Below are 20826 nucleotides of genomic sequence, written 5' to 3' on the forward strand. Positions count from 1 at the left end.
CGAGGATTTCGGGGACACCATATTTAATTCAAGTATAGAATTAAATATGGTGTCCCCGAAATAATGGTGTCCCCGAAATCCTCACCCATCCGTTCGAAGTATCTAAAATTCTCTGGACTTTTTGTCGTTTCCGCCGTTCTCCTTTCACCTGGTCGTGCGAGGGAGGCGTACGGACCCGGAGACTCGCGTCTATGCGACGGCGTGGTGGGGGGAACGATAATGTTCGATCATCTTAAGGTCAGCCGAAAGCTGATGGCGCTTTCGGCCGTTTTTTTATTGCCGGTGGCCTTTCTGGCTTGGCTGCTGGTGGTGCAGAGCCAGAAGGACATCCATTTCGCCGCGAAGGAGCGGGCCGGCGGCCGCTATCTGGCCGGCCTGGCCAGCCTGGAGGTCGATCTCGTCGCCGGCTGGTACGGCGGCCAGCCGGCCTCGGGCATCAAGCCGGCGCTCGACCGCGTCATCCAGCTTGAACGCGAGATGTCCGATGAAATGGACACCGCCAAGCTCTTCGCCACCCTGAGCGGGAATGCCACCGCCCTGGCGGCGGGAAAGGCCGGCGCCGATGGGGCGGCGTTCGAGGCCCTGATGACGGCACTGCGCGCCGTCATCGTGCGGGTGGGCGACAGTTCCAACCTGATCCTCGATCCCGATCTCGATTCCTATTACGCCATGGATGTCTCGCTGCTGAAACTGCCCGAGCTGGTCGATGCCTCATCGAAGGTTCTGGATTCGGCCGAGACGCTGCTCACGCTGTCCACCGTCGAGGTGGCGCAGGCGGCCGAATTGCTGACCCGGCTTGGCATCTACCAGGGCGTCGTCGACGGGGTCGGGGCGTCGCTGGAGGCGGGATACCGGGGCAATGTCGATGGCCGCATGCGCCCGGCCCTCGACACGGTCTACACCTCCTTCAAGAGTGCGGCCGATTCCTTTGGCCAGGCGCTGGCGACCTTGGCGAAGGGCGATTCGTCGGCGGGCGCGCGGCCGGACGCCGCGTCGCTGCGGCGATTGCAGGCGACGGTCGTCAAGGAGACGGACGTCCTGTGGAAGGCGGTGATCACCGAGATGGACCGCCTGCTGGTCCAGCGCATCGCCGGCTTCGAGCGGAAGCTGTGGTTGAGCCTGGGGGCCTCGTTCCTTGTCGTGCTGCTGGCGCTGGCGCTGGCCTACGCGGTGGCCCGGTCGATCAGCCGGCCGCTTCTGACCCTGAACGGGGCGATGGGCGCGTTGGCCGGCGGCGGCCGCGAGGTGGACGTGCCGTTCGCCGTCCGCCGCGACGAGGTGGGCGACATGGCGCGTTCCCTCCAGGTGTTCAAGGACAGCCTGATCCAGGCCGACCGCATGGCCGAACGGGAACACGCCGAGACCGCCGAACGGGAACGCCGCTCGAAAAAGCTCCATGAGCTGACGATGGCGTTCGACGTCCGGGTGGCGGGGGTGCTGAAGGCGCTGGAAGGAGCCGCCCGCACCATGGGCGATACGTCGTCCAGCATGACGGCCACGGCCCGCGATACGGCGGTTCAGGTCGGCGACGTCGCCGGAGCGGTGGAGCAGACCTCGGTCAATGTGCAAACCGTCGCCTCGGCCGCCGAGGAACTGTCGGGCTCGATTGCCGAGATCGGGCAGCAGGTGACCCGGGCGTCCCAGATCGCCGCCGCGGCGGTGACAGAGGCGGAAGCCACCAACGTCAGGGTGCAGGGGCTTGCCGCCGCCGCCAACAAGATCGGCGAAGTGGTGGCGCTCATCACCGCCATCGCCGAGCAGACCAACCTGTTGGCGCTCAACGCCACCATCGAGGCGGCCCGGGCCGGGGATTCCGGCAAGGGGTTTGCCGTCGTCGCCTCGGAGGTCAAGAACCTGGCCAACCAGACGGCCAAGGCGACCGAGGAGATCGGGGCCCACATCGCCGGCATCCAGACCGCCACCCAGGAGGCGGTGGCGGCCATTGAGGAGATCACCCGCACCATTGCGAAGATCAACGAGGTCAACGCCGGGGTGGCCACGGCGGTCGAGGAGCAGGGCGCCGCGACGCAGGAGATCGCCAGGAACGTCGAGCAGGCGGCGAGCAGCACGATCGAGATGGGCACCGAGGTCGGCGGCGTCAGGCAGGCGGTCGATCAAACCGGGGCCACCGCCGGCCAGGTGGCGCAGGCGGCCGACAGCCTGACCCGCGAGGCCGAGGCCCTGAAAAGCTGCGTCGACGGGTTTCTGGGCGAGGTCAGGGCCCTCTAGCCGACGGGCGCCTACAGCGTGATCCCGGCCAGGGCGGAGGCGCGCTCCCATTTGGTGGCGACGTCGTCGTCGAACACCAGGTCGGGATCGGCCGGCGCGGTCAGCCAGTCCTTGCGGGCCATTTCCCGTTCCAGCTGTCCCGGCCCCCAGCCGGCGTAGCCGACCAGCACGAGGCGCCGCTTCGGTCCGCCGCCCTCGGCGATGGCGCGGAAGACTTCGGTGTCGGCGGTCATGGCCAACGGACCCAAGGCCGCCGGGGTGGCCGGTCCTTTCCAGTCGGTGGAATGCAGCACGAACAGGCCTCCGGAATCGACCGGCCCGCCATAGTGCAGCACGACCTCGCCCGTGGCTTGCCCGGGATCGATGCCGAAGCCCTTGATCAGCTTGTCCAGCGGCCCGGCGCCGAGCGGCCGGTTGACGACGAGGCCGAAGGCGCCCTCAGCCGTGTGGTCGACCATGTAGATGACGGTGCGCGCGAAGCGCGGGTCGGGCATGGTCGGCGCCGCGACCAGGAGCTGACCCACGACATAGGGCAGGGCGCCGGCGCGCGGCGTCGTCCCGAAAAGGCCGCTTGGCGGCGCCAGCAAAATTCCCGCCGCCGCCAGCAGCGCGAGAATGGACCTGAGGACAGCCATGGCGGCCATTATAGCAGGTCTCGCCGCCGCCTCCGAGATGGCCGGGGGCGCGGTCTTCCGGCCGGCTAGCGGCCCTGCCAGCGGACGGACGGGATGGCGGCCAGCGGCACCGGCCCGACATAGAGGCGGCGGTCCTGCACGGTGAGCGGAACGGTGAGACTGACCCGGCCGGCGTCATTGCGTTTGGAGAGAATCCCCAGCACCATCTTGGCGGTGACGGCGTCCTGCGCGCGGATGATGCCCTTGTCGCGCAGGGCGTCCACCGTCTCGAAGAACCCTTCGATGCGTGTCGTGAAGGCGCCGATGGGCTGCAGGTCGGCGTCGAGCGCCAGCGTGCCGTCGGCGGCCAGCGTCAGGGGGCCGTAATCCAGCCCGAGACGGCGCACCTCGACGGTGCCGCCGTCGTCCCGCCAGCCGGCCAGGGCGTCGACCAGCGGTCCGGGGGGAACGCCGCCCAGCACGGCGGCGGCCAGTTCGAGGACGGCGACGTCGGCGCCGAGCGGCAGTCCCCACACGGACGGCACGCCAAGGTCGTGCGCCGCCAGGCGGATGTCGGCGACGGGCGTGCGGGCGGTGGCGAGGGCGACCGGCGAGAGCACCAGATCGAGGGTGCCGCTGCCCAGCGTCAGGCGGTCGAGCGGTCCGTCGCCGGCGAAATCGGCTCCCTCCACCTCGACATGGCCGGCCACCGGCTGGCCGCCCTCGAGGCGAACCCGGGCGCTGAGGCCATGGACGAGGCCCTCGGCCTTCCGGCGGGCGCCATCCGCCGTCCACATGAGGGCGTGGCGGCCGGGTGCCCGGAGGGTGAACTGCCGCAAATTCCATGGCCGCATCTCGGCCACTACCTGCCCGGCTTCCCATCCCCACGGCGCGTCGGCGGTGGGCGCCGAATAGGCCGGCTTGTCGAGGGCAAGCCGCAGGTGGAACGGAAAGCCGCCGATGTCCAGGCGCTCGAAGGCGACCACGGCGCCTTCCCGGCGTTGGGCCTCGGCCCAGTTCAGCAACGAATCCCGGGCCAGCCCGGCCGCGTAGTACCACCCGCCGACATAGAGCGCGCCCGCGACGATGGCGGCGACGACGGCGCCGAGCGCCCACGTGACGGCCCTCAGGCGGCGCGGCTCTCGGTAGCCGAGAGCGGGGTGCCGGTCGGCGTCCTTTCCGGGACGGGGCGGGGTCGGCTGGCGCATGGGGTGAGGTCCGGTTGCGGGCGGTTGGCGGGGGGCTCCGTTATAGACCGTTGCGTGGCGGGGAGCGAGGGATTAGCCTCGATTCTCGCCATGCCGAACAGAACGCCGACCAGGGCCGATGGGGCCGGTTTTCGCCGCGGGGAACGGCTATGACGCCGTGAGCGCGACGGAGGACGACGTCTGGGTTTTCGCTTACGGTTCACTGATGTGGCGGCCGGGGTTCGAGTATGTCGAGGCCCGAAGCGCACTCCTTCGCGGCTATCATCGCGAATTCTGCGTCTACTCGCATCGCCACCGGGGGACGCCCGAAAAGCCCGGCCTGGTGCTGGGGCTGGATCGCGGCGGCTGCTGCCGGGGGCTGGCCTTCCGCGTCGCCGCCGCCGAGGTCGAGGCGGTGATGCGCTATCTGGCCGAGCGCGAGATGGTGAACAACACCTACGAGCCGCGCACGCTGCCGGCCGAGACCGAGGGCGGGCGCATCGCCGTCTACGCCTTCGTCGTGCGCCGCGACCATCCGCAGTACGCCGGCAAGCTGCCGGTGGCGGAAGCCGCCGCCCTCATCACGCGGGGCGAGGGCGCCTCGGGGCTCAATCGCGACTACCTGATCAACACGGTCAAGCGACTGGAAAGCCTGGGCTTCATCGACAAGCGCCTGCACGCCCTGCTGACCGAGGTCAAGCGGATGACCGGCGAGATCGAGCGCGGGGGCGGCATCTGAGCATGGCCGGGGAAATCCTTCCGCTGGCCGCGGGCGACGTCTGGGTGTTCGCCTATGGCTCGCTGATGTGGAAGCCGGACTTCGCCTTTGCCGAGGCCAGGCTGGCCCGCCTTCACGGCTATCACCGGGCACTCTGCATCTATTCCATCCGCGGCCGCGGCACCGAGGAGAAGCCCGGCCTAGTGCTGGGGCTGGATCGCGGCGGCTCCTGCATGGGGCGGGCCTACCGGGTGGTGGCGGCGGATTGGGAAGCGGTGCGGGCCACGCTGCACGAACGCGAGATGGTGACCCACGTCTACGCGCCCGTCTTTCGGTCGGTCACGCTCGACGACGGCCGGCGGGTGGCGGCCTATGTGTTCGTCGCCCGGCGTGACCACGTGCAGTACACCGGCCGGCTGCCCGAGACGCGCATGGTCGAACTGGTCCTGCAGGGCACCGGCATGCACGGCACGGCGCTCGACTACCTGGCGCAGACGGTGGCGCAGCTGGAAGCGCTGGGCATCAGGACAGGGCCGCTACACCGGCTGCTGAAGAAGGCGGACAGGCCGGCGGGGTGACCGGGCGCGCCGGCATTTTCCCCCAGCGGGAGATGGCGAAGTCTTCGGGAACCATTGTCATATGACCCATGGAGTGGTACATTAACTCCAGGGGGAGCGGCGGAATGATCATCGGGTTCCGGGATGAATGGTTGCGTGTTTTCTTCGTGGAGGACATCCGCTCACGCAACATTCCCTCCGACCTCGAAAGCCGATTGTTCCGCAAGCTCCAAATGATCGACGACGCGACGACCGATCGGGACTTGCGGGTGCCGCCCAGTAACCATTTCGAGAAGTTGTGCGGGCGGCTCGACAGGTTCCATTCGATCCGCGTCAACAGGCAATGGCGGCTGATCTTCCGATGGGACGGCGGCCGGGGCGAGGCGTCGGACCTCTACCTCGACGACCATGGCTACACATGAGGTGAAGCATGCTGACGACCAAGCGCAAGCCGGCCACGGTCGGCGAGATCCTGGTGGAGGAGTTCCTGCGGCCCATGGGCCTGACCCAGGCCGCGTTGGCCGAGGTCATGGGTGTCCCGCGCAAGCACGTCAACGAGCTGTGCAACGACCGCCGGACGGTGACTGCGCCGACCGCCCTCATCCTCGCGCGCGTGTTCGGCAACAGCCCCGACTTCTGGCTCAACGTGCAGCGGCGCAGCGATCTGTGGGAGGCGATGCACTCTCCGCGCGAGCGGGCGCGGATCGAACGCGCCAAACCCCTGCCGAGCGCCGCCTGACACGGGATGCGCCGGGCATCAGGACAGAGCCGTTGCACCGGCTGTTGATGCGCGCCAACGCGACGGCAGCCGTCCCTCCCGTCTAAGCAGGGAAAGCCCGCGGGGCGTTGCCTTGACGACGGCGCCGGAGCCGGCCTCGCGCTCGCAACTCACCAAACCCTGATCGACGGCGTCTTCCCAGATGGGAAGGCGGGGGCAGGAGGTGCGCCAGGCCTCCATCACCTCGGCATACGGGCGCGGCTGGGCTGCCAGCCATTCGACAAGATCCAGGACCAGAGCGTTGGTGTCGGCGGGCATGTCGCTATCCCTCGTTGGTTGCGCCATATTCTAGCATAATTCCAAGTTGCGGAAAGATCCAGCGGCCGTGTGACGTTCGGCGCGGCCTTGCGAAGCGATCCGCCCTGCCGTATAAGGGCCGCCGGTCGGCAGTTCACCCAGGCGTCGCCGCCCCGCGAGGGGAGCTAAACCTGCCAAAGTCCCTCATCGACCGACACCTTATCCCGTGCCGAGTCGGAAAGACGGCGACCCCCGACATTTTCCTCCGGATCGGCACGTTTGTGAGGATAAGCGATGTCCAGAACCCTTCTGCCTTTCCAAACCGACGATATTTCAGCTCTCGCGCGCTCGCTCAACGGACAGCTTGCCAAGTGCGAGCGCCTGCCCGGCCATGTCGAGCTGCTGAACATGTTGGCCCGCGCCACCGGCTGGCGGAATTTCCAACATTTCCGGGCCCAGAACGCCGCCCGCGAACGGCTCGACAATCCCCCGCCGCCGGCGCCCGCTCCCGTCGACTACGCCCGGGTGCAGCGGGTCCTGCGTCATTTCGACACCGACGGCCAGCTTATCCGCTGGCCCGGCAAGTTCAGCGAACGCGAACCCTGCCTGTGGGTGCTGTGGTCGAAACTGCCAGCGCGCCAGACGTTCAACGAGGCCGAAATCAGCCGGTTGCTCCAGGCCCATCATCGCTTCGGCGACCACGCCCTGCTGCGCCGCGAACTCTGCGACCGCGGCCTCGTCACCCGGACCGCCGACGGCCGGGTCTACCAACGGATCGAACGCCAGCCGCCGGCCGAGGCCCTGGCCCTGATCCGCTATCTGGGCGACCGCCGGACTGGCGGCTAGGCGGGAACGCCGTCCACCCGCGCGGGCTAGCCGGGCTGCCTGGCGATGACGATATGCGTGGCGGCCTCCGTGGCGACGTGTTCGGCACAGCGGTAGCCGAGGCTCGGCAGGTCGATGCCAGCGAAAAGATGTTCCCCGGCGCCGAGAAGAACGGGGGAAATGGCGATGTGCATCTCGTCGATGAGCCCGGCCGAGAGGTATTGCCGGATCGCGGCGGCTCCTCCGCCCAGGCGGATGTCGCGATTCCCGGCGGCCTCGGCGGCCCGTTCCAGGGCCGCCTCGATGCCGTCGGTCACGAAATGGAAGGTGGTGCCGCCGTCCATGGCGATGGATGCCCGCGGGTGGTGGGTGAGCACGAAGACGGGGCCATGGTAGGGCGGGTTGTCGCCCCACCACCCCTTCCATGTGTCGTCGGGCCAGGGGCCGCGCACCGGCCCGAACATGTTCCGGCCCAGGATCCACGCGCCGATGTCGGCGAACCCTTTGGCCGCGAAATCGTCGTCGACGCCGGTCGTGCCGCCCTCCTGTCCGAACAGTTGCCGAAAGGTGCGGGTGACAACGACCCATTCATGCAACGCCTCACCCCCGGCGCCGAGCGGGTTGTCGAGATCCTGGTTGGGGCCTGCGCCATAGCCGTCGACGGATATGGCGAAGCAGTGGACGCGAAGTCTCGGCATGGCGGATGCCTCCTGTTTCGGATCGGTCCCATTGCAGGCATATGGGGGCCGATGGGGAGGCCGGCACGTTTTCTACTCGGGCAGCCGCACCGAGCCGTCGGCGAGCAGGGTGAATCCGGGGTTCCAGGCCACCTCCCACAGGTGGCCATCGGGATCGGCGAAGTAGCCGACATAGCCGCCCCAGTCGGTGTCCTTGGCCGGTTTGACGACGCGGCCGCCGGCTTGTTTGGCTTCGACGATGACGGCGTCGACGTCGTCCCGGGAGCGGGCGTTGTAGGCCAGGGCGATGCGGGGGACGGGAGAGTCACCCGAGGTATCGGCCGGCAATCCGGCATCGGCGGCCAAAGCGTCGCCGCCCCACAGGGCGAAGATCAGGCCGCCGGCCTGAAAGAACGCGACATCGGCGCCTTCGAAACGCGGCGAGGGCGTCCAGCCGAGGCGGCGGTAGAATTGGGTGGCCCGGGCGAGGTCGGCGACCCCCAGGGTGATCAGGCTGACGCGCTGCTCCATGGCGTCCCCTATTTCGGTGACAGTGCACTAAATTCGTTGCAACGCACGCGTCGCCTTGGGAGCACATTTCCCGGCGAATTTAGTGCACTGTCACCGAAATAAATGGTCACCCGCACTTCGAATAGCCGCAGGAGGTGCAGGTGTCGCAGCCTTCCTGGCGGACCAGGCTGGCCTGGGCGCACTTCGGGCACTGGCGCAGCATGCCCGAGGCGCCGCCGTGGCCGTCGCGGCCGTGGCCGGCCTCGTGGTCATCGCCGCCCATCGCCGCCACCCGGGGCTGGCGCTGGGCGTCGCCGTCGTCCCGCGCGCCCGGCCGCTTGAGGAAGCCGATGGCGATCATGTGACGCTCGATGACCTCGCCGATGGCGGCCAAAAGCGAGGGCACGTAGCGGCCGCCCATCCACTGGCCGCCGCGCGGGTCGAACACCGCCTTCAATTCCTCGACCACGAACGACACGTCGCCGCCGCGCCGGAACACCGCCGAGATCATGCGGGTCAGCGCCACTGTCCAGGCGTAGTGCTCCATGTTCTTGGAATTGATGAACACCTCGAAGGGGCGGCGCCGGCCGGTGTCGTCGAGCAGGTCGTTGAGCGTGATGTAGATGGCGTGGTCGCTTTCCGGCCACATCACCTTGTAGGTGGCCCCGGGCAGGGCGTCGGGCCGGTCGAGCGGCTTGAACAACTGGGCGATGGCCCCGGCGTCGCCCATGTCCTTGGGCTTGGCCGCCGCCGTCGGCGCCTCCAGCGGCAGTTCGGGCTGGCCGTCCCTGGCCTGGGCTTCCCTGCCCTTGTCCTTCTTGACCTCGAGCACCGCCCCGGTCACGTCGTTGGGGCGATAGGTGGTGCAGCCCTTGCAGCCCAGGTCGTAGGCCTGGAGATAGACATCCTTGAATGACTCGAACGGGATGTCCTCGGGGCAGTTGATGGTCTTGGAGATCGAACTGTCGATGTACTTCTGCACCGCCGCCTGCATGACCAGATGGTCGCGCGGGCTCAAGTGCTGCGAATCGATGAAGGCCTCCGTCAGCGCCGCGTTCTCGCCGAACATCAGGTGGAACAGGCGGAAGGCGTAGTCGCTGACCTCTTCCTCGCGCCGCGTGCCGTCGGGGTTCAGCACATGGCGGCTGTACTTGAAGCTGAACACCGGCTCCAGCCCCGAGGACACGTTGTCGGCGAACAGCGAGATGGTGCCGGTCGGCGCGATCGAGGTGATCAGCGCGTTGCGGATGCCGTGATCGGCGATGGCCGAGCGCACGTCGTCGTCGAGCCCGCGCACGCTTTCGCCGGCCAGGTACTTGCCGGCGTCGAACAGCGGGAAGGCGCCCTTCTCGCGCGCCAGCTCGGCCGAGGCCAGATAGGCGGCGCGCTGGATCGTCTTCATCCATTTTTCGGTCAGCGTCACCGCCTTGGCGCCGCCATAGCGCGCCCCGCACATGATCAGCGCGTCGGCCAGTCCGGTGACGCCGAGGCCGATGCGCCGCTTGCTCTTCGCCTCGTGGGCCTGTTCGGGCAGCGGAAAGCGCGACACCTCGATGACGTTGTCCATGGCGCGCACGGCGACGCGCACCAACTGATCGAGCGCCGCCTCGGGGATGGCCGCCTGCTCGGTGAACGGCGCCTCGACCAGGCGGGCCAGGTTGACCGAGCCCAGCAGGCAGGCGCCGTAGGGCGGCAGCGGCTGCTCGCCGCACGGATTGGTCGCCCGGATGGTCTCGCAGTAGGCGAGGTTGTTCAAGCGGTTGATGCGGTCGATGAAGATCACGCCGGGCTCGGCGTAGGCATAGGTCGCCCGCATGATCTTGTCCCACAGCTCGCGCGCCGGCAGGCTGCGATAGGTGGTGCCGTCGAACTTCAGCTCCCACGCCGCGTCTTCGCGCACCGCCCGCATGAAGGCGTCGGTGGCCAGCACCGACAGATTGAACATCCGCAAACGGCCGGGTTGGCGCTTGGCCTCGATGAAGGCCTCGATGTCGGGGTGGTCGCAGCGCATCACCGCCATCATGGCGCCGCGCCTGGAGCCGGCGCTCATGATGGTGCGGCACATGGCGTCCCACACGTCCATGAAGGACAGCGGACCCGAGGCGTCGGCGCCCACCCCCTTGACCGGCGCCCCCTTGGGCCGGATGGTCGAGAAGTCGTAGCCGATGCCGCCGCCCTGCTGCATGGTCAGCGCGGCTTCCTTCAGCGCGTCGAAGATGCCGCCCATGTCGTCGGGCACGGTGCCCATGACGAAGCAGTTAAACAGCGTGACGTGGCGCTTGGACCCGGCGCCCGAGACGATGCGCCCGGCCGGCAGGAAACGGAAATCGGCCAAGGCGTCGAAGAAGCGGGCCTCCCAAAGGGCCGGCTCCTTCTCGGGCGCGGCCAAGGCCTTGGCCACGCGGCGCCAGGTATCCTCGATGGTCTTGTCCACAGGATGGCCGTCGGCGCTCTTCAAGCGATACTTCATGTCCCAGATCTGCTGGGAGATGGGGGCTACCTGGGTCATGGCGATTCTCATTTCCGGCGGGGCCCGACAGCGGCGGCCCACCGCTGCGGGACCGCCCCGGCGTGCCGAGGGCTTAACTCAAGAAATTTAAAGGCTTTTCATAAGGAAATGTAAGGACGGAGAGGCTTCCCGTCAAGCCAATGTTCCTGTTACGTTTCCCCCAAGCTGTCCCCAAAGTGGCGGGACTTGAAGATGGCGGAACAGAAGGCCCGGCCGCGATTTACCCCCGCAGTTCACAGCCCGGACGGCAAATCTTTCCACCGCTCTGTCCACAGGCCTTCAGGCGGCCCGCCGGGCTTCGTGGATGAGCCGGTCGCCGGCGGTATCGAGGCGCCTTTCCAGTTCGCCGATGAAGGCCTTGCGATCGAGGCCGGGCGGGATCGCCGGCAGGAATTCCAGCACGATGGTGCCCGGCCGCTTCTGGAAACTGCGCCGGCCCCAGAACACGCCGGAATTGAGGGCCACCGGTACCACGGGGACCGAGACCTGGGAATAAAGCGCGGCGATGCCCGGGTGGAACGGAAGCTTTTCGCCGGGCGCCACGCGGGTGCCTTCGGGGAAGATGACGACGTGGCGGCCCTTGGCCAGGGCGGCCCGGGTGGCGCGCACCATCTGCTTCAGCGCCCCGGCCCCGCCCGCGCGGTCGACCGGAATGTGGCCGCAACGGGCGGCGCACCACCCCCACAGGGGAATCGACAGCAGCTCCTTCTTGATGACGTAGACCGGCCGGGGAAACAGCCACAGGAAGGCCATGGTATCCCACGCCGACTGGTGCTTGCTGGCCAGGATGGCCGGGCCGTCGGGCAGGTGCTCCCGGCCGCGGATCTCGTAATCGAGGCCGACGATGAGCTTGAGACCCCACCTGGCGAAATAGGTCCAGCCGGTGACGGCGCGTTCCATGACCCGCTCCGGCAACGGCAGCAGAAACACGGCGCCGAACAGGAAGACGGTCAGGCTGCCGAACAGAAAGACGTTGAACAGGATCGAACGGATGGCGGTCATGAGGACTCTTCGCTGGAGCGCCACTCGAGGGACTGGCGGGCGCGGACAAGGAGGTACTTGGTGTATTCGCGGGCGATCAGCGTGGCGGTTCCCGGCCACGCCCACCATTCCTGCTGCTTGACGTTGTCGGAAAACACCGGGTGGGGCACCACCGTCACGCCGGGCAGCGCGTGATGGAATTCCAGCAGGCTGCGCGGCATGTGGTAGCTGGCGGTGACCAGGCGGATCGAACGGATGCCGAAATAGCGCGCCCACGCCGCCGTCTCCTCGGCGTTGCCGACCGTGTTGGCGGCGTCGCCGATGCCGATGCGGCTTTCGGGGATGGCCGACGAACTGCGGGCCGTGTCCAGCAGGGTCTTGACGTCGACGCCGCGATAGACGCCGGAAACGAACAGCCGGCTGGCCAGGTTTCCCGACAGCAGGGCCAGGGCCTCGTCCAGCCGCCCCTGGCCGCCGGTCAGCACCACGATGGCGTCGGTCGGCGTCGTGCTGTCCTCGACGGCGTTGGGGATCTGCTCGACGAACCACAGCAGGCCGCCGCTCCAGCCGCCGACCGCCAGCGCCAGAAGGGCGACGAGCGGCACCGCCACGCGCCGGAACTTGCGGCGGCGATGCAGGCCGTGCGCGGTCATGGCGCCCACCCTGCCGCCGGGGGGCGGTCACGGAAGGGGGAAGGGAGGCGGCGGTGCGACATGGCTAAAGCATCGCGGCCAAGGTCTTCATGACGGTGACGCGCGCGGTCATCATGGCGATGGCGGAGGCCAGCAGGGGAATGGCGGCCAGCATGCCCCACTGCAGCGCCCCGAGGGAGGCCTTGGGCAGCAATTCGGCGTCGATGTGGGCCGCCAGGTAGCCGACGGCGAGCAGGGCCGGCAGCGCCAGGGAAAGGCCGATCAGGCCGCCGCGCAGCCCCAGGCTGAGGGCGCGCCAGGCGAACTGGCGGGCGACATAGGCGTCCTGGGCGCCGATGAGATGCAGCACCTCGATGATCTGGCGATGCACCGCCAGGCTGGTCCGGGTGGTGTAGACGACGGTGCCGACGGTGGCCAGGCCGATGCAGGCCAATATGGCCATCGCCACCCACTCGACGGCACCCAGCAGACGCAGCAGCCGGTCCAGCCAGACGCGGTGGTCGTCGACCGAGGCGCCGGCGATGGCCTCGGCCAGGCGCCGGCCGAGGGCCTCGGCATCGAGGGTGGCGCCCGCTTCGATCTCGACGTCGATCAGGCGCGGCAGGGGCAGGCCGGAAACCACGCTGGCCGGCCCCAGCCACGGTTCCAGAAGGCTGGCCAGGCGTTCGTCGTTCAGTACGTCGGCGCGCGCGATTCCCGGCGTCGTGCGCAGGATCTTCAGCGCCTCCAGGACCCGCGGGTCCTCGGCCGGCGGCACCGTCCGTTCGCCGGTCGGCGGCGGAATCTGCACCGTCAGCGTGCGGGCGACGCCGGCGCTCCAGCGGCCGGCGGCGTCCTGGAGCACGAACATGCCGGCGGTCGCCAGCACGGCCAGGAACACCATGAAGGCGATGATCCACGGCAGGAAACGGCCGAGGATGTCGGCATCGAGAGGCAGGTCTGTCCGGCGCGAGAACATCTACGACAGGATTCCCAGGGTTCTCGGAGAAGGGGAGGGCCCGGCGCCGTGGCCGCCGCCGGCCGGGCCGCGGGATTTCAGGAACTGCTCCGGGCGGTCGCTGACCAGCCGGCCGCCGTCCACATGCAGGCAGGGATGGCCCAGGCGCTTGACCAGGGTTTCGTTGTGGGTGGCGATGACGATGGTGGTTCCCAGCTTGTTCAGTTCCTCGAACAGGTGCATCAGGCGCAGCGCCATGCGGTCGTCGACGTTGCCGGTCGGCTCGTCGGCCAGGAGAAGCTGGGGCTTGGTGATGACGGCGCGCGCGATGGCGACGCGCTGCTGCTGGCCGCCCGAAAGCGTCGGCAGGCGGGCGTGGATGTGATCCTTGAGGCCGACCCACGCCAGCAGCTCCTCGACGTGCCGTTGAACGTCACTTTCCCGCGTTCCGGCGACGCGCAGCGGCAGGGCGACGTTGTCGAAGGCGGACATGTGGTTGAGCAGCCGGAATTCCTGGAAGACGACGCCGATCCGCCGGCGCAGGGCCGGCAGTTCGTCGCGCGGCGTGACGGCGATGTCGCGGCCGAACAGCGAAATGAGGCCGCGCGTCGGCCGCAGCGCCAGGTACATCAGGCGCAGCAGCGACGACTTGCCGGCGCCGCTGGGGCCGACCAGGAAGTGATAGGAGGCGGGGGTGAGGGCGATCGAGATGTCCTGTAGCACTTCCGGTCCCAGACCGTAGCGCAGCCCGACATTTTCGAACCTCACCACGCAATCGTTGACGTCGAAACCCACGGCCGTCGCTCCCATCGGATGCCCCACAATGGCACGCTCCTTGGTCCCCCGTCCAGAATCGACCATCGCGGGCCCCGCTTGCGTTGGTTTTTCCAACCGCCTATAACGGCCAAAAGGCTGAACCCCGGTCGCTTGATGATTATTACCTGCCCGTCCTGTTCGACCCAATACTCGATTGGCCGCGAAATCCTTGGCGAGCGTGGGAAAACCGTCCGCTGTTCCCATTGCGGATACCAGTGGATGCAGGAAGCCGATTCGGCGACCGCGCCGCTGCGCCGGCTGGCCCGCGCCGCCTCGATGGCCGGGGCGCAGAGGCCGCAGGTCCAGCCCGAGGCACGGACCGCGATGGTGGCCGAAGCGCTGGTGCGGACGGCACCGGTCCCCGAGCCGGAGCCGCTGCCCGAGCCCGAGCCGGAACCCGAGCCGGTTCCGGAGCCGATGGAAGAACCCGAGCCGGTCGCGGCCGTGGTGCCGATCGAGCCGGCCGGCGAGGCGCCGGAGGAGGCTCCCCTCAGCGACGAGGACATCGAGCGCATTCTGAACGCCAAGCCCGAGCCGGAACCCGATGTCGTGCAGTCGCTGGTCGATGGCGAGCACGAGGAGCAGGACACCGTCCATCCCGAGGACATTCCCGATCCCGAGCCTCTTCCCGAGGTGTTTACCGCGACCGACCGCGCCGATTTCGAGGAGACGGACGGCGGACGCAAGGGGTGGAAGCGCGCCCTGGCTGGAATCGTCGTCCTGGCGGCCCTGGGGGCCGGCCTGTTCTTTGGGCGGACGATGCTCGTTTCCGTATGGCCGGGCGCCGAGGCGATCTACGCCGCGGTCGGGATCGACGTGCACAAACTGGGCGCCGGTCTGAAACTGATGGACCTGCGCAACGAGTGGACGACCGAGGGCGGCCAGAAGGAGTTGGTGGTCACCGGGGTCATCACCAACACGTCGAGCCGGGAGCGCCCCGTTCCCATGCTGCGGATCGAACTGAGGGACGGGCGCGACGAGGTCGTGCAGGTGTACGTCTATCCGCCGGAAAAGACCCTTCTGGAGGCCGGCGAACGGCTGAGCTTCAAGGCCCTGGTCGGCGAGGTGATGATGACGGCCCGGCGCACCCATGTGCTGTGGACAGACGAATTGCCGCCCGATGCCGGGAAGGGGCCCGACAAGCCGGCCGGCTGACCGCTCCGCGACGGCGGCGGCTCAGAACTGCCTCAGCAGACGCTCGATGTAATCCCTCTCGAACTGCGGTCTCGCCCGTTCGCCGGCCCGGCGGCGCAATTCGCGCACAATCTCGTGGGCGCGGCGCAGATCCATGGCGTCGGGGATGTCGACACTGTCGTTCGCCGAAAATCCGCTGCCGCTTTCGGCCGGCCGTCCGAAGGGATCGCGGTCGGGCTGCCTGCCCATCGGCATGACCGGCCGCTGGCCGACGAAGCGGCCGGGCTGGCCGCCGGGTCCGGGCGCCATCTGCCGCGCCATCTGGCGGGCGGCATCCTGGGCGCCGCTGCGCAGGTGCTGCAAGGCTTCGGTCTGTGCCTGCGTGGCGGGGTCCATCTGCGAGCCGCGCAACGCCTCGCTCGCCCGCCGCATGGCCCGTTCGGCCTCGCCGAGGGCGCCGGGGATCGACCCCATCATGGAATCGAACTGGAGCATGAGGTTGCCGAGGTCGCGGCGCAACGCCTCCTGCAGGGCGGCCATGGCGTCTCCCTCCCCCTGGCCCTCGCCCTCTCCGGGCTGTTGGCCGGGTTGCGGCTGGCCGCCCTGGCCGGGGCGCCGCTGCTGGCCGGGCCCGGGCTGCTGCTGACCCTGACGGCCCTCGCGGAAGGTCTTTTCCAGCAGTTCCTGCTGGCGCTGCGCCAACTGCCGCAACGCCTCCATCATCTTCTGGGCCTCGGCGTTCTGGCGCTGCTGCTGTTGCTGCTGGGGGCCACCCGGCTGCACGCCGGCCCGCAGGTTTTCCAGCATCTGCTTGAGTTCGGCCAGGCGCTGGCGCGCGGCGTCGAGCGCGCCGGCCTGGGCCATTTCGCGAATCTCATCGACCATCCGCTGGAGGTCGCTCGAATCGATGAACTGGGCGTCGGGGTCGAGCGGCATGTCCATCGCCCCCATGCGGGCCATTTCGTCGGCCATTTCTTTCATGAAGTCGGCAAGGGCCTGCTCGAGTTCGTCGAGCAGTTTCTGGATCTCCGGCGATTCGGCGCCCTGGCGCAGCGCCTCCATCAGGCGCTCCTGGGCCCGCTGCCACTGCCGCTCGGCGACGGTCAGACTGCCGTCCTCCAGGCGCAGCGCGATGTCCCACAACAGTCCGGCGACGGCCCCGATGGCGGCGTCGCGCGAATCGTGGATCAGGCGGGCACGAGCCAGACCGAGGGCCAGGGACACCACCACGTCGTCGGAAAACAGGCGCGGCACCGAGGAGATCACGGCCAGGCCCGCCGCCACCTCGGCACGCACGGCGTCCGACGGGTCCGCCAGCTTGCGGCGCTCGGCGATAATGGCGCGCGCCGCCGGATGACGGAAGGCACGCTCGGGCAGGACGGTCTCCACGGGCGCCGCGACGGTACGCTGGCCCGCCACGTCTTCGGCCGCCAGCGACAGGATGACGGGCTGCCCGGCCCACAGGTGAGCGGTGAGGTCGCGCACGTAGGGAAGCTTGATCTGCCTGGCGGCCTGGCCGGGCAGGGGAACGGACAGCCTGAGCGCCTTCTCCGGCGGGTCGGTCCGTCCGCTCCGCGAGACGGTGAGCGCGACCTCCTTGAGGCCGTAATCGTCGGCGGCCTCGATGGGCAGCCGCAGGTGGGCCTGTTCGGTGGCCTCGGGCGGCGCCGAGAAGCGGGCCGTCGGCGGGGTGTCGGGAATGACCCGCATCGGCCATTCGGCAAGCGTTCCCAAGCCGGCCTCGACCCGCAGGCGGTCACCGGCCTGAATCGTGGTCTCCAGGCGATATGAGCGCACCGCCGGATCGGGGCTGATCGGCGCGAAGGGCGTCTGGGCGGTACCAAGATCGAGGCTGGGCGTTCCCGCCGTGCCGGTCACCTGGGCCATCAGGACGCTGCCGGCCGGCACCGCCAGCGGCTCGCCCACCGGCGTCGCCGCGTTGAGGAACAGCGGCGCCATCCGGGTATAGGCGGGTGGTGTGATCCAAATTTCGGCGGTGACCGGCGCCGCCGGCGTTCCCGGAACATGGGGCAGCACCGCCGCCTTCAGGCGCGTCGGCGCGTCGCCGCCCGCCATCGCGGCGGCCACCACCAGCAGAAGGACGAGGGCGGCGCGCAACGCCCAGGGGTCGAAGCGGAGCAGCCCCGGGGACGGCGGGCGCAACCGCAGACTGCGGGCGCCGGCGGCCATGCGGGCGCGGTGGGTCTGCCACAGGCCGCGGGAGATGGGATCGTCGAGGCCGGCGGTCAGATTGTCTTCCAGCGTGGTCAGCGGCCGGTGCACCAGGCCGCTGTCGCGCTCGACGCGGGCCCTGGCCGCGTCGTGGCCCGGCAGCTTGAGGCTCCGCATGCCGCCATAAAGGGTGGCCGCGAAGCCAAGGACGAACACGGCCAGAAGGCCGATGTGCAGCCAGGCGGGAAGGGCCGGAAAGGCGCCGAAGAGCGCCAGCGTCAGGAAGATGCCGGCGACCAGGGTGGCCGGCCACAGCCGCGGCCAGAGCCTTTCCCAGAGGATGGCCGCGCCGGCCATCCGGAGAAGCAGGAAGTACCCGCGGCGGCGGGGCGCCGTCACGGTCCGCCGAGCCAGTTAGGGACCGATTCGCGAGCCAGCAGGTCGTCGACGCCGATCCGTTCGCGCACCACGTGGAAGGTGTCGCCCTTGACCAGGATCTCGGGCGGAAGCGAACGCGCGTTGTACGCCGAGGCCATCACCGCGCCATAGGCGCCTGCCGTCCGGATGGCCAGCAGATCGCCCGCCTTCAGCGCCGGAAGCAGGCGTTGCTGGGCGAAGGTGTCGCCGGTCTCGCAAATGGGGCCAACCACGTCCATTTCCCTGAGATGGGCATTCGCCGCCGGTTCTTCCACCGGCACGATGTCGTGGTGGGCGTCATAGAGGGCCGGACGGATCAGGTCGTTCATGCCGGCGTCGACGATGACGAAGGTGCGCGTCGCCCCCTCCTTCACGTAGATCACGCGGGTCACCAGGATGCCGGCGTTGCCGGCGATCATGCGGCCGGGCTCCAGGATCAGGTGGCAGCCGAGGTCGGCGATGGTGTCCTTCACCACCTGGGCGTAGTCGGCGGGCGACGGGGACGGCGCCTGGCCATAGGGAATGCCGAGGCCGCCGCCGAGGTCGAGCCGTTCGATGGCCAGGCCGTCGGCGCGCAGCAGGGCGACGAGGTCGCGCACCCGCTGGTAGGCGTTGCGAAACGGCGCCAGATCGAGAAGCTGCGAGCCGATGTGCACCGCGATGCCGACGACGCGGATCTGGGGCATGGCGGCGGCGCGGGCATAGACGGCGTGCGCCCGGGTCCATTCGATGCCGAATTTGTTCTCGCTCTTGCCCGTGGTGATCTTGGCGTGGGTGTTGGCGTCGACGTCGGGGTTGATGCGGATGGCGACCGGCGCCCTGACGCCCAGCGCGCCGGCGACTTCGGCCACCGCCTCCAGCTCCGGCTCGGATTCGACGTTGATCTGCCAGACCCCGGCCTTGAGCGTCGAGGCGATCTCGGCGGCCGTCTTGCCGACCCCGGAAAACACGATGCGGCCGGCCGGCACGCCGCCGGCCACGGCGCGCTTGAATTCGCCGCCCGACACCACGTCGGCGCCGGCGCCCAGGCGGGCCAGGGTGCGGATGACCCCGATGTTGCCGTTGGCCTTGACCGCGAAGCAGACGGTTGCCGGCAGGCCGGCGAAGCCGGCGGCGAAAACCTCGTAGTGCCTCTCAAGGGTGGCCGTCGAATAGCAGTAGAACGGCGTTCCCACCTCTTCGGCGAGGGTGTCGAGCGCGACGGCTTCGGCGTGAAGGCGTCCGCCCTCGTAGCGGAAATGATCCATGGCGGTTGTTCGTGTCCGTGGTTATTCGGCCGGGTATTCGCGCGGATAGGTGCTGCCCGGCGGCGGTTCGAGGGAGCCCTTGCGGCCGCAGGCGGTGAGTGGGGCGAGCAGGCCCAGGACCAGCAGGGCGATCAGAAGCCGGCGCATCATGGCTTGGTCCCTCCGGTTGCCCCTGCCGTCGCCAGGAACCGCCGCCGCGCCTCGGCGACGGCGCGGCGCACGGCGTCGGGGGCGGTGCCGCCGAGGCTGGTCCGGCTTTTCACCGAGTTCTCCACGCCCAGCACCGCGAAGACGTCGGCGGTGGCGCCAGGGGCTTCCTGGCGCATGTCGTCCAGCGACAGGTCCTCGATGCCGCAGCCCCGGGTCTCGGCCAGCTTGACCAGCCGGCCGGTGACGTGATGGGCCTCGCGGAAGGGCAGGCCCAGGACCCGCACCAGCCAGTCGGCGAGGTCGGTGGCGGTGGCGAAGCCACGCCCCGCCGCCTCGCGCATCCGCTCGGCGTTGAAGCGGGCGCCCTCGATCATGCCGGTCATGGCGGCCAGCGAAAGGGTCAGGGTGTCGGCGGCGTCGAACACCGCCTCCTTGTCCTCCTGCATGTCCTTGGCGTAGGTCATGGGCAGGCCCTTGAGCACGATCAGCAGCGTGTTGAGCTGGCCGATCACCCGCCCGACCTTGGCGCGCACCAGTTCGGCGGCGTCGGGGTTGCGCTTCTGGGGCATGATCGAACTGCCGGTCGAGAAGGCGTCCGACAGCCGCACGAAGGCGAAGGGCTCCGAGCACCAGATGACGATTTCCTCGGCCAGGCGCGACAGGTGCACGGCCAGGATCGCCGCCGTTCCCAGGTATTCCAGCGCGAAATCGCGGTCGGACACCGCGTCCATCGAATTGGCGCACGGCCGATCGAAGCCCAGCGCCCGGGCGGTCATGGCGCGGTCGATGGGAAACGACGTCCCGGCCAGGGCGGCGGCGCCGAGCGGGCATTCGTTCAGGCGGGCACGGCAATCGGCGGCGCGGCCGCGGTCGCGCCCCAGCATCTCGACGTAGGCCAGCAGATGGTGGCCCAGCGTCACCGGCTGCGCCGTCTGCAGGTGGGTGAAGCCCGGCATCACCGAGCCGGCGTGCCTTTCGGCCTGTTCGATCAGAACCGCTTGCAGGGCTTTCACCTGGCCGTCCAGGGTGTCCAGCGCGTCGCGCACCCACAGGCGGAAATCGGTCGCCACCTGGTCGTTGCGCGAGCGGGCGGTGTGCAGCCGCTTGGCCGGTTCGCCGATGCGTTCGGCCAGTCGGCTTTCGATGTTCATGTGGATGTCCTCAAGCTCGCGCGAGAAGACGAAGGTGCCGGCGGCGATCTCGGCGGCGATGGCGTCCAGCCCGGCCTCGACGGCCTTGCCGTCGGCGGCAGACAGGATGCCGGTTGCGACAAGCATCTGGCAATGGGCCTTCGAGCCTGCGATATCCTGTGTCGCGAGGCGCCGATCGACGTCGATCGAGGCGTTGATTTCCTGCATGATCGACGCCGGGCCCGTTTCGAACCGCCCGCCCCATATGCTACTGGTCGTGGGGTCCGATGGGGAATGCTTCTTGCTCATGGTACGATCTGCCGAGGCTTTGACGTGAAACCAGCCATT

General features: G+C 69.0%; 21 protein-coding genes and 1 pseudogene. 8 read left to right on the forward strand and 14 right to left on the reverse strand.

Annotation, left to right across the window (positions count from 1 at the left end; translation table 11 throughout):
* Positions 1–219 precede the first annotated feature (219 nt).
* Positions 220–2229 (forward strand): methyl-accepting chemotaxis protein, encoded by a 2010-nt coding sequence (locus ODR01_RS12900; RefSeq protein ID WP_316978080.1) that lies wholly within the window; start codon positions 220–222, stop codon positions 2227–2229.
* Positions 2230–2240: 11 nt separating this feature from the next.
* Here the strand turns inward: ODR01_RS12900 and ODR01_RS12905 are convergent, their stop codons facing one another.
* Both ODR01_RS12905 and ODR01_RS12910 read right to left on the reverse strand, forming a co-directional pair.
* Positions 2241–2864: a YqgE/AlgH family protein gene (locus ODR01_RS12905; protein WP_316978081.1), complete on the reverse strand. Its 624-nt coding sequence runs from the start codon at positions 2862–2864 to the stop codon at positions 2241–2243.
* 65 nt (positions 2865–2929) lie between these two features.
* Entirely contained in the window at positions 2930–4051 is a 1122-nt protein-coding gene (locus ODR01_RS12910; protein WP_316978082.1) for a DUF2125 domain-containing protein, read from the reverse strand.
* Positions 4052–4208: 157 nt separating this feature from the next.
* On the opposite strand from ODR01_RS12910, the gene ODR01_RS12915 reads away from it, so the two are divergent.
* From ODR01_RS12915 to ODR01_RS12930, 4 genes are all read left to right on the forward strand, one after another.
* Positions 4209–4769, forward strand: a complete 561-nt coding sequence (locus ODR01_RS12915) for a gamma-glutamylcyclotransferase (RefSeq protein WP_316978083.1) — start codon at positions 4209–4211, stop codon at positions 4767–4769.
* 2 nt (positions 4770–4771) lie between these two features.
* Entirely contained in the window at positions 4772–5326 is a 555-nt protein-coding gene (locus ODR01_RS12920) for a gamma-glutamylcyclotransferase (RefSeq protein WP_316978084.1), read from the forward strand.
* Positions 5327–5430: 104 nt separating this feature from the next.
* Positions 5431–5727 (forward strand): type II toxin-antitoxin system RelE/ParE family toxin, encoded by a 297-nt coding sequence (locus ODR01_RS12925; protein WP_316978085.1) that lies wholly within the window; start codon positions 5431–5433, stop codon positions 5725–5727.
* Positions 5728–5735: 8 nt separating this feature from the next.
* Positions 5736–6044 (forward strand): HigA family addiction module antitoxin, encoded by a 309-nt coding sequence (locus ODR01_RS12930; protein ID WP_316978086.1) that lies wholly within the window; start codon positions 5736–5738, stop codon positions 6042–6044.
* An 18-nt stretch (positions 6045–6062) separates the two neighbouring features.
* Here the strand turns inward: ODR01_RS12930 and ODR01_RS12935 are convergent, their stop codons facing one another.
* Positions 6063–6341: a hypothetical protein gene (locus ODR01_RS12935; RefSeq protein ID WP_316978087.1), complete on the reverse strand. Its 279-nt coding sequence runs from the start codon at positions 6339–6341 to the stop codon at positions 6063–6065.
* A 273-nt stretch (positions 6342–6614) separates the two neighbouring features.
* On the opposite strand from ODR01_RS12935, the gene ODR01_RS12940 reads away from it, so the two are divergent.
* Entirely contained in the window at positions 6615–7166 is a 552-nt protein-coding gene (locus ODR01_RS12940) for a DUF2087 domain-containing protein (protein WP_316978088.1), read from the forward strand.
* 26 nt (positions 7167–7192) lie between these two features.
* On the opposite strand, the gene ODR01_RS12945 is transcribed toward ODR01_RS12940, so the two are convergent.
* From ODR01_RS12945 to ftsE, 7 genes are all read right to left on the reverse strand, one after another.
* The gene (locus ODR01_RS12945; protein ID WP_316978089.1) at positions 7193–7843 is read right to left on the reverse strand and encodes a dihydrofolate reductase family protein; all 651 of its coding nucleotides are present in this window, start codon (positions 7841–7843) and stop codon (positions 7193–7195) included.
* A gap of 72 nt (positions 7844–7915) precedes the next feature.
* Entirely contained in the window at positions 7916–8353 is a 438-nt protein-coding gene (locus ODR01_RS12950; RefSeq protein WP_316978090.1) for a VOC family protein, read from the reverse strand.
* A 106-nt stretch (positions 8354–8459) separates the two neighbouring features.
* Entirely contained in the window at positions 8460–10841 is a 2382-nt protein-coding gene (locus tag ODR01_RS12955) for an adenosylcobalamin-dependent ribonucleoside-diphosphate reductase (protein WP_316978091.1), read from the reverse strand.
* Positions 10842–11120: 279 nt separating this feature from the next.
* Entirely contained in the window at positions 11121–11843 is a 723-nt protein-coding gene (locus tag ODR01_RS12960; RefSeq protein ID WP_316978092.1) for a lysophospholipid acyltransferase family protein, read from the reverse strand.
* On the reverse strand, positions 11840–12475 hold the full coding sequence (locus tag ODR01_RS12965; RefSeq protein WP_316978093.1) for a YdcF family protein: 636 nt from the start codon (positions 12473–12475) through the stop codon (positions 11840–11842). The genes ODR01_RS12960 and ODR01_RS12965 overlap by 4 nt, the downstream gene beginning before the upstream one ends.
* A gap of 64 nt (positions 12476–12539) precedes the next feature.
* Positions 12540–13433, reverse strand: a complete 894-nt coding sequence (locus ODR01_RS12970) for a cell division protein FtsX (protein WP_316978094.1) — start codon at positions 13431–13433, stop codon at positions 12540–12542.
* Positions 13434–14222, reverse strand: coding sequence for a cell division ATP-binding protein FtsE (gene ftsE / locus ODR01_RS12975; protein ID WP_316978095.1), 789 nt, complete (start codon positions 14220–14222; stop codon positions 13434–13436).
* Positions 14223–14342: 120 nt separating this feature from the next.
* Here ftsE and ODR01_RS25245 point away from each other — a divergent pair.
* Positions 14343–14441: pseudogene (locus ODR01_RS25245) on the forward strand (zinc-ribbon domain-containing protein); the annotation flags it as partial.
* Between the two features lie 6 nt (positions 14442–14447).
* Positions 14448–15383, forward strand: coding sequence for a DUF3426 domain-containing protein (locus tag ODR01_RS12980; protein WP_316978096.1), 936 nt, complete (start codon positions 14448–14450; stop codon positions 15381–15383).
* 21 nt (positions 15384–15404) lie between these two features.
* Here the strand turns inward: ODR01_RS12980 and ODR01_RS12985 are convergent, their stop codons facing one another.
* From ODR01_RS12985 to argH, 4 genes are read right to left on the reverse strand one after another with little or no spacing between them, the layout of a single operon-like run.
* Positions 15405–17933, reverse strand: a complete 2529-nt coding sequence (locus ODR01_RS12985) for a TIGR02302 family protein (protein WP_316978097.1) — start codon at positions 17931–17933, stop codon at positions 15405–15407.
* The gene (lysA, locus tag ODR01_RS12990) at positions 17930–19198 is read right to left on the reverse strand and encodes a diaminopimelate decarboxylase (RefSeq protein ID WP_316978098.1); all 1269 of its coding nucleotides are present in this window, start codon (positions 19196–19198) and stop codon (positions 17930–17932) included. The genes ODR01_RS12985 and lysA overlap by 4 nt, the downstream gene beginning before the upstream one ends.
* Positions 19199–19219: 21 nt before the next feature.
* Positions 19220–19348, reverse strand: a complete 129-nt coding sequence (lptM, locus tag ODR01_RS12995) for an LPS translocon maturation chaperone LptM (protein ID WP_316978099.1) — start codon at positions 19346–19348, stop codon at positions 19220–19222.
* Entirely contained in the window at positions 19345–20787 is a 1443-nt protein-coding gene (argH, locus tag ODR01_RS13000) for an argininosuccinate lyase (RefSeq protein ID WP_316978100.1), read from the reverse strand. The genes lptM and argH overlap by 4 nt, the downstream gene beginning before the upstream one ends.
* Between the last annotated feature and the right edge of the window lie 39 nt (positions 20788–20826).

Source organism: Shumkonia mesophila (assembly GCF_026163695.1).
Lineage (GTDB): Bacteria > Pseudomonadota > Alphaproteobacteria > Rhodospirillales > Shumkoniaceae > Shumkonia > Shumkonia mesophila.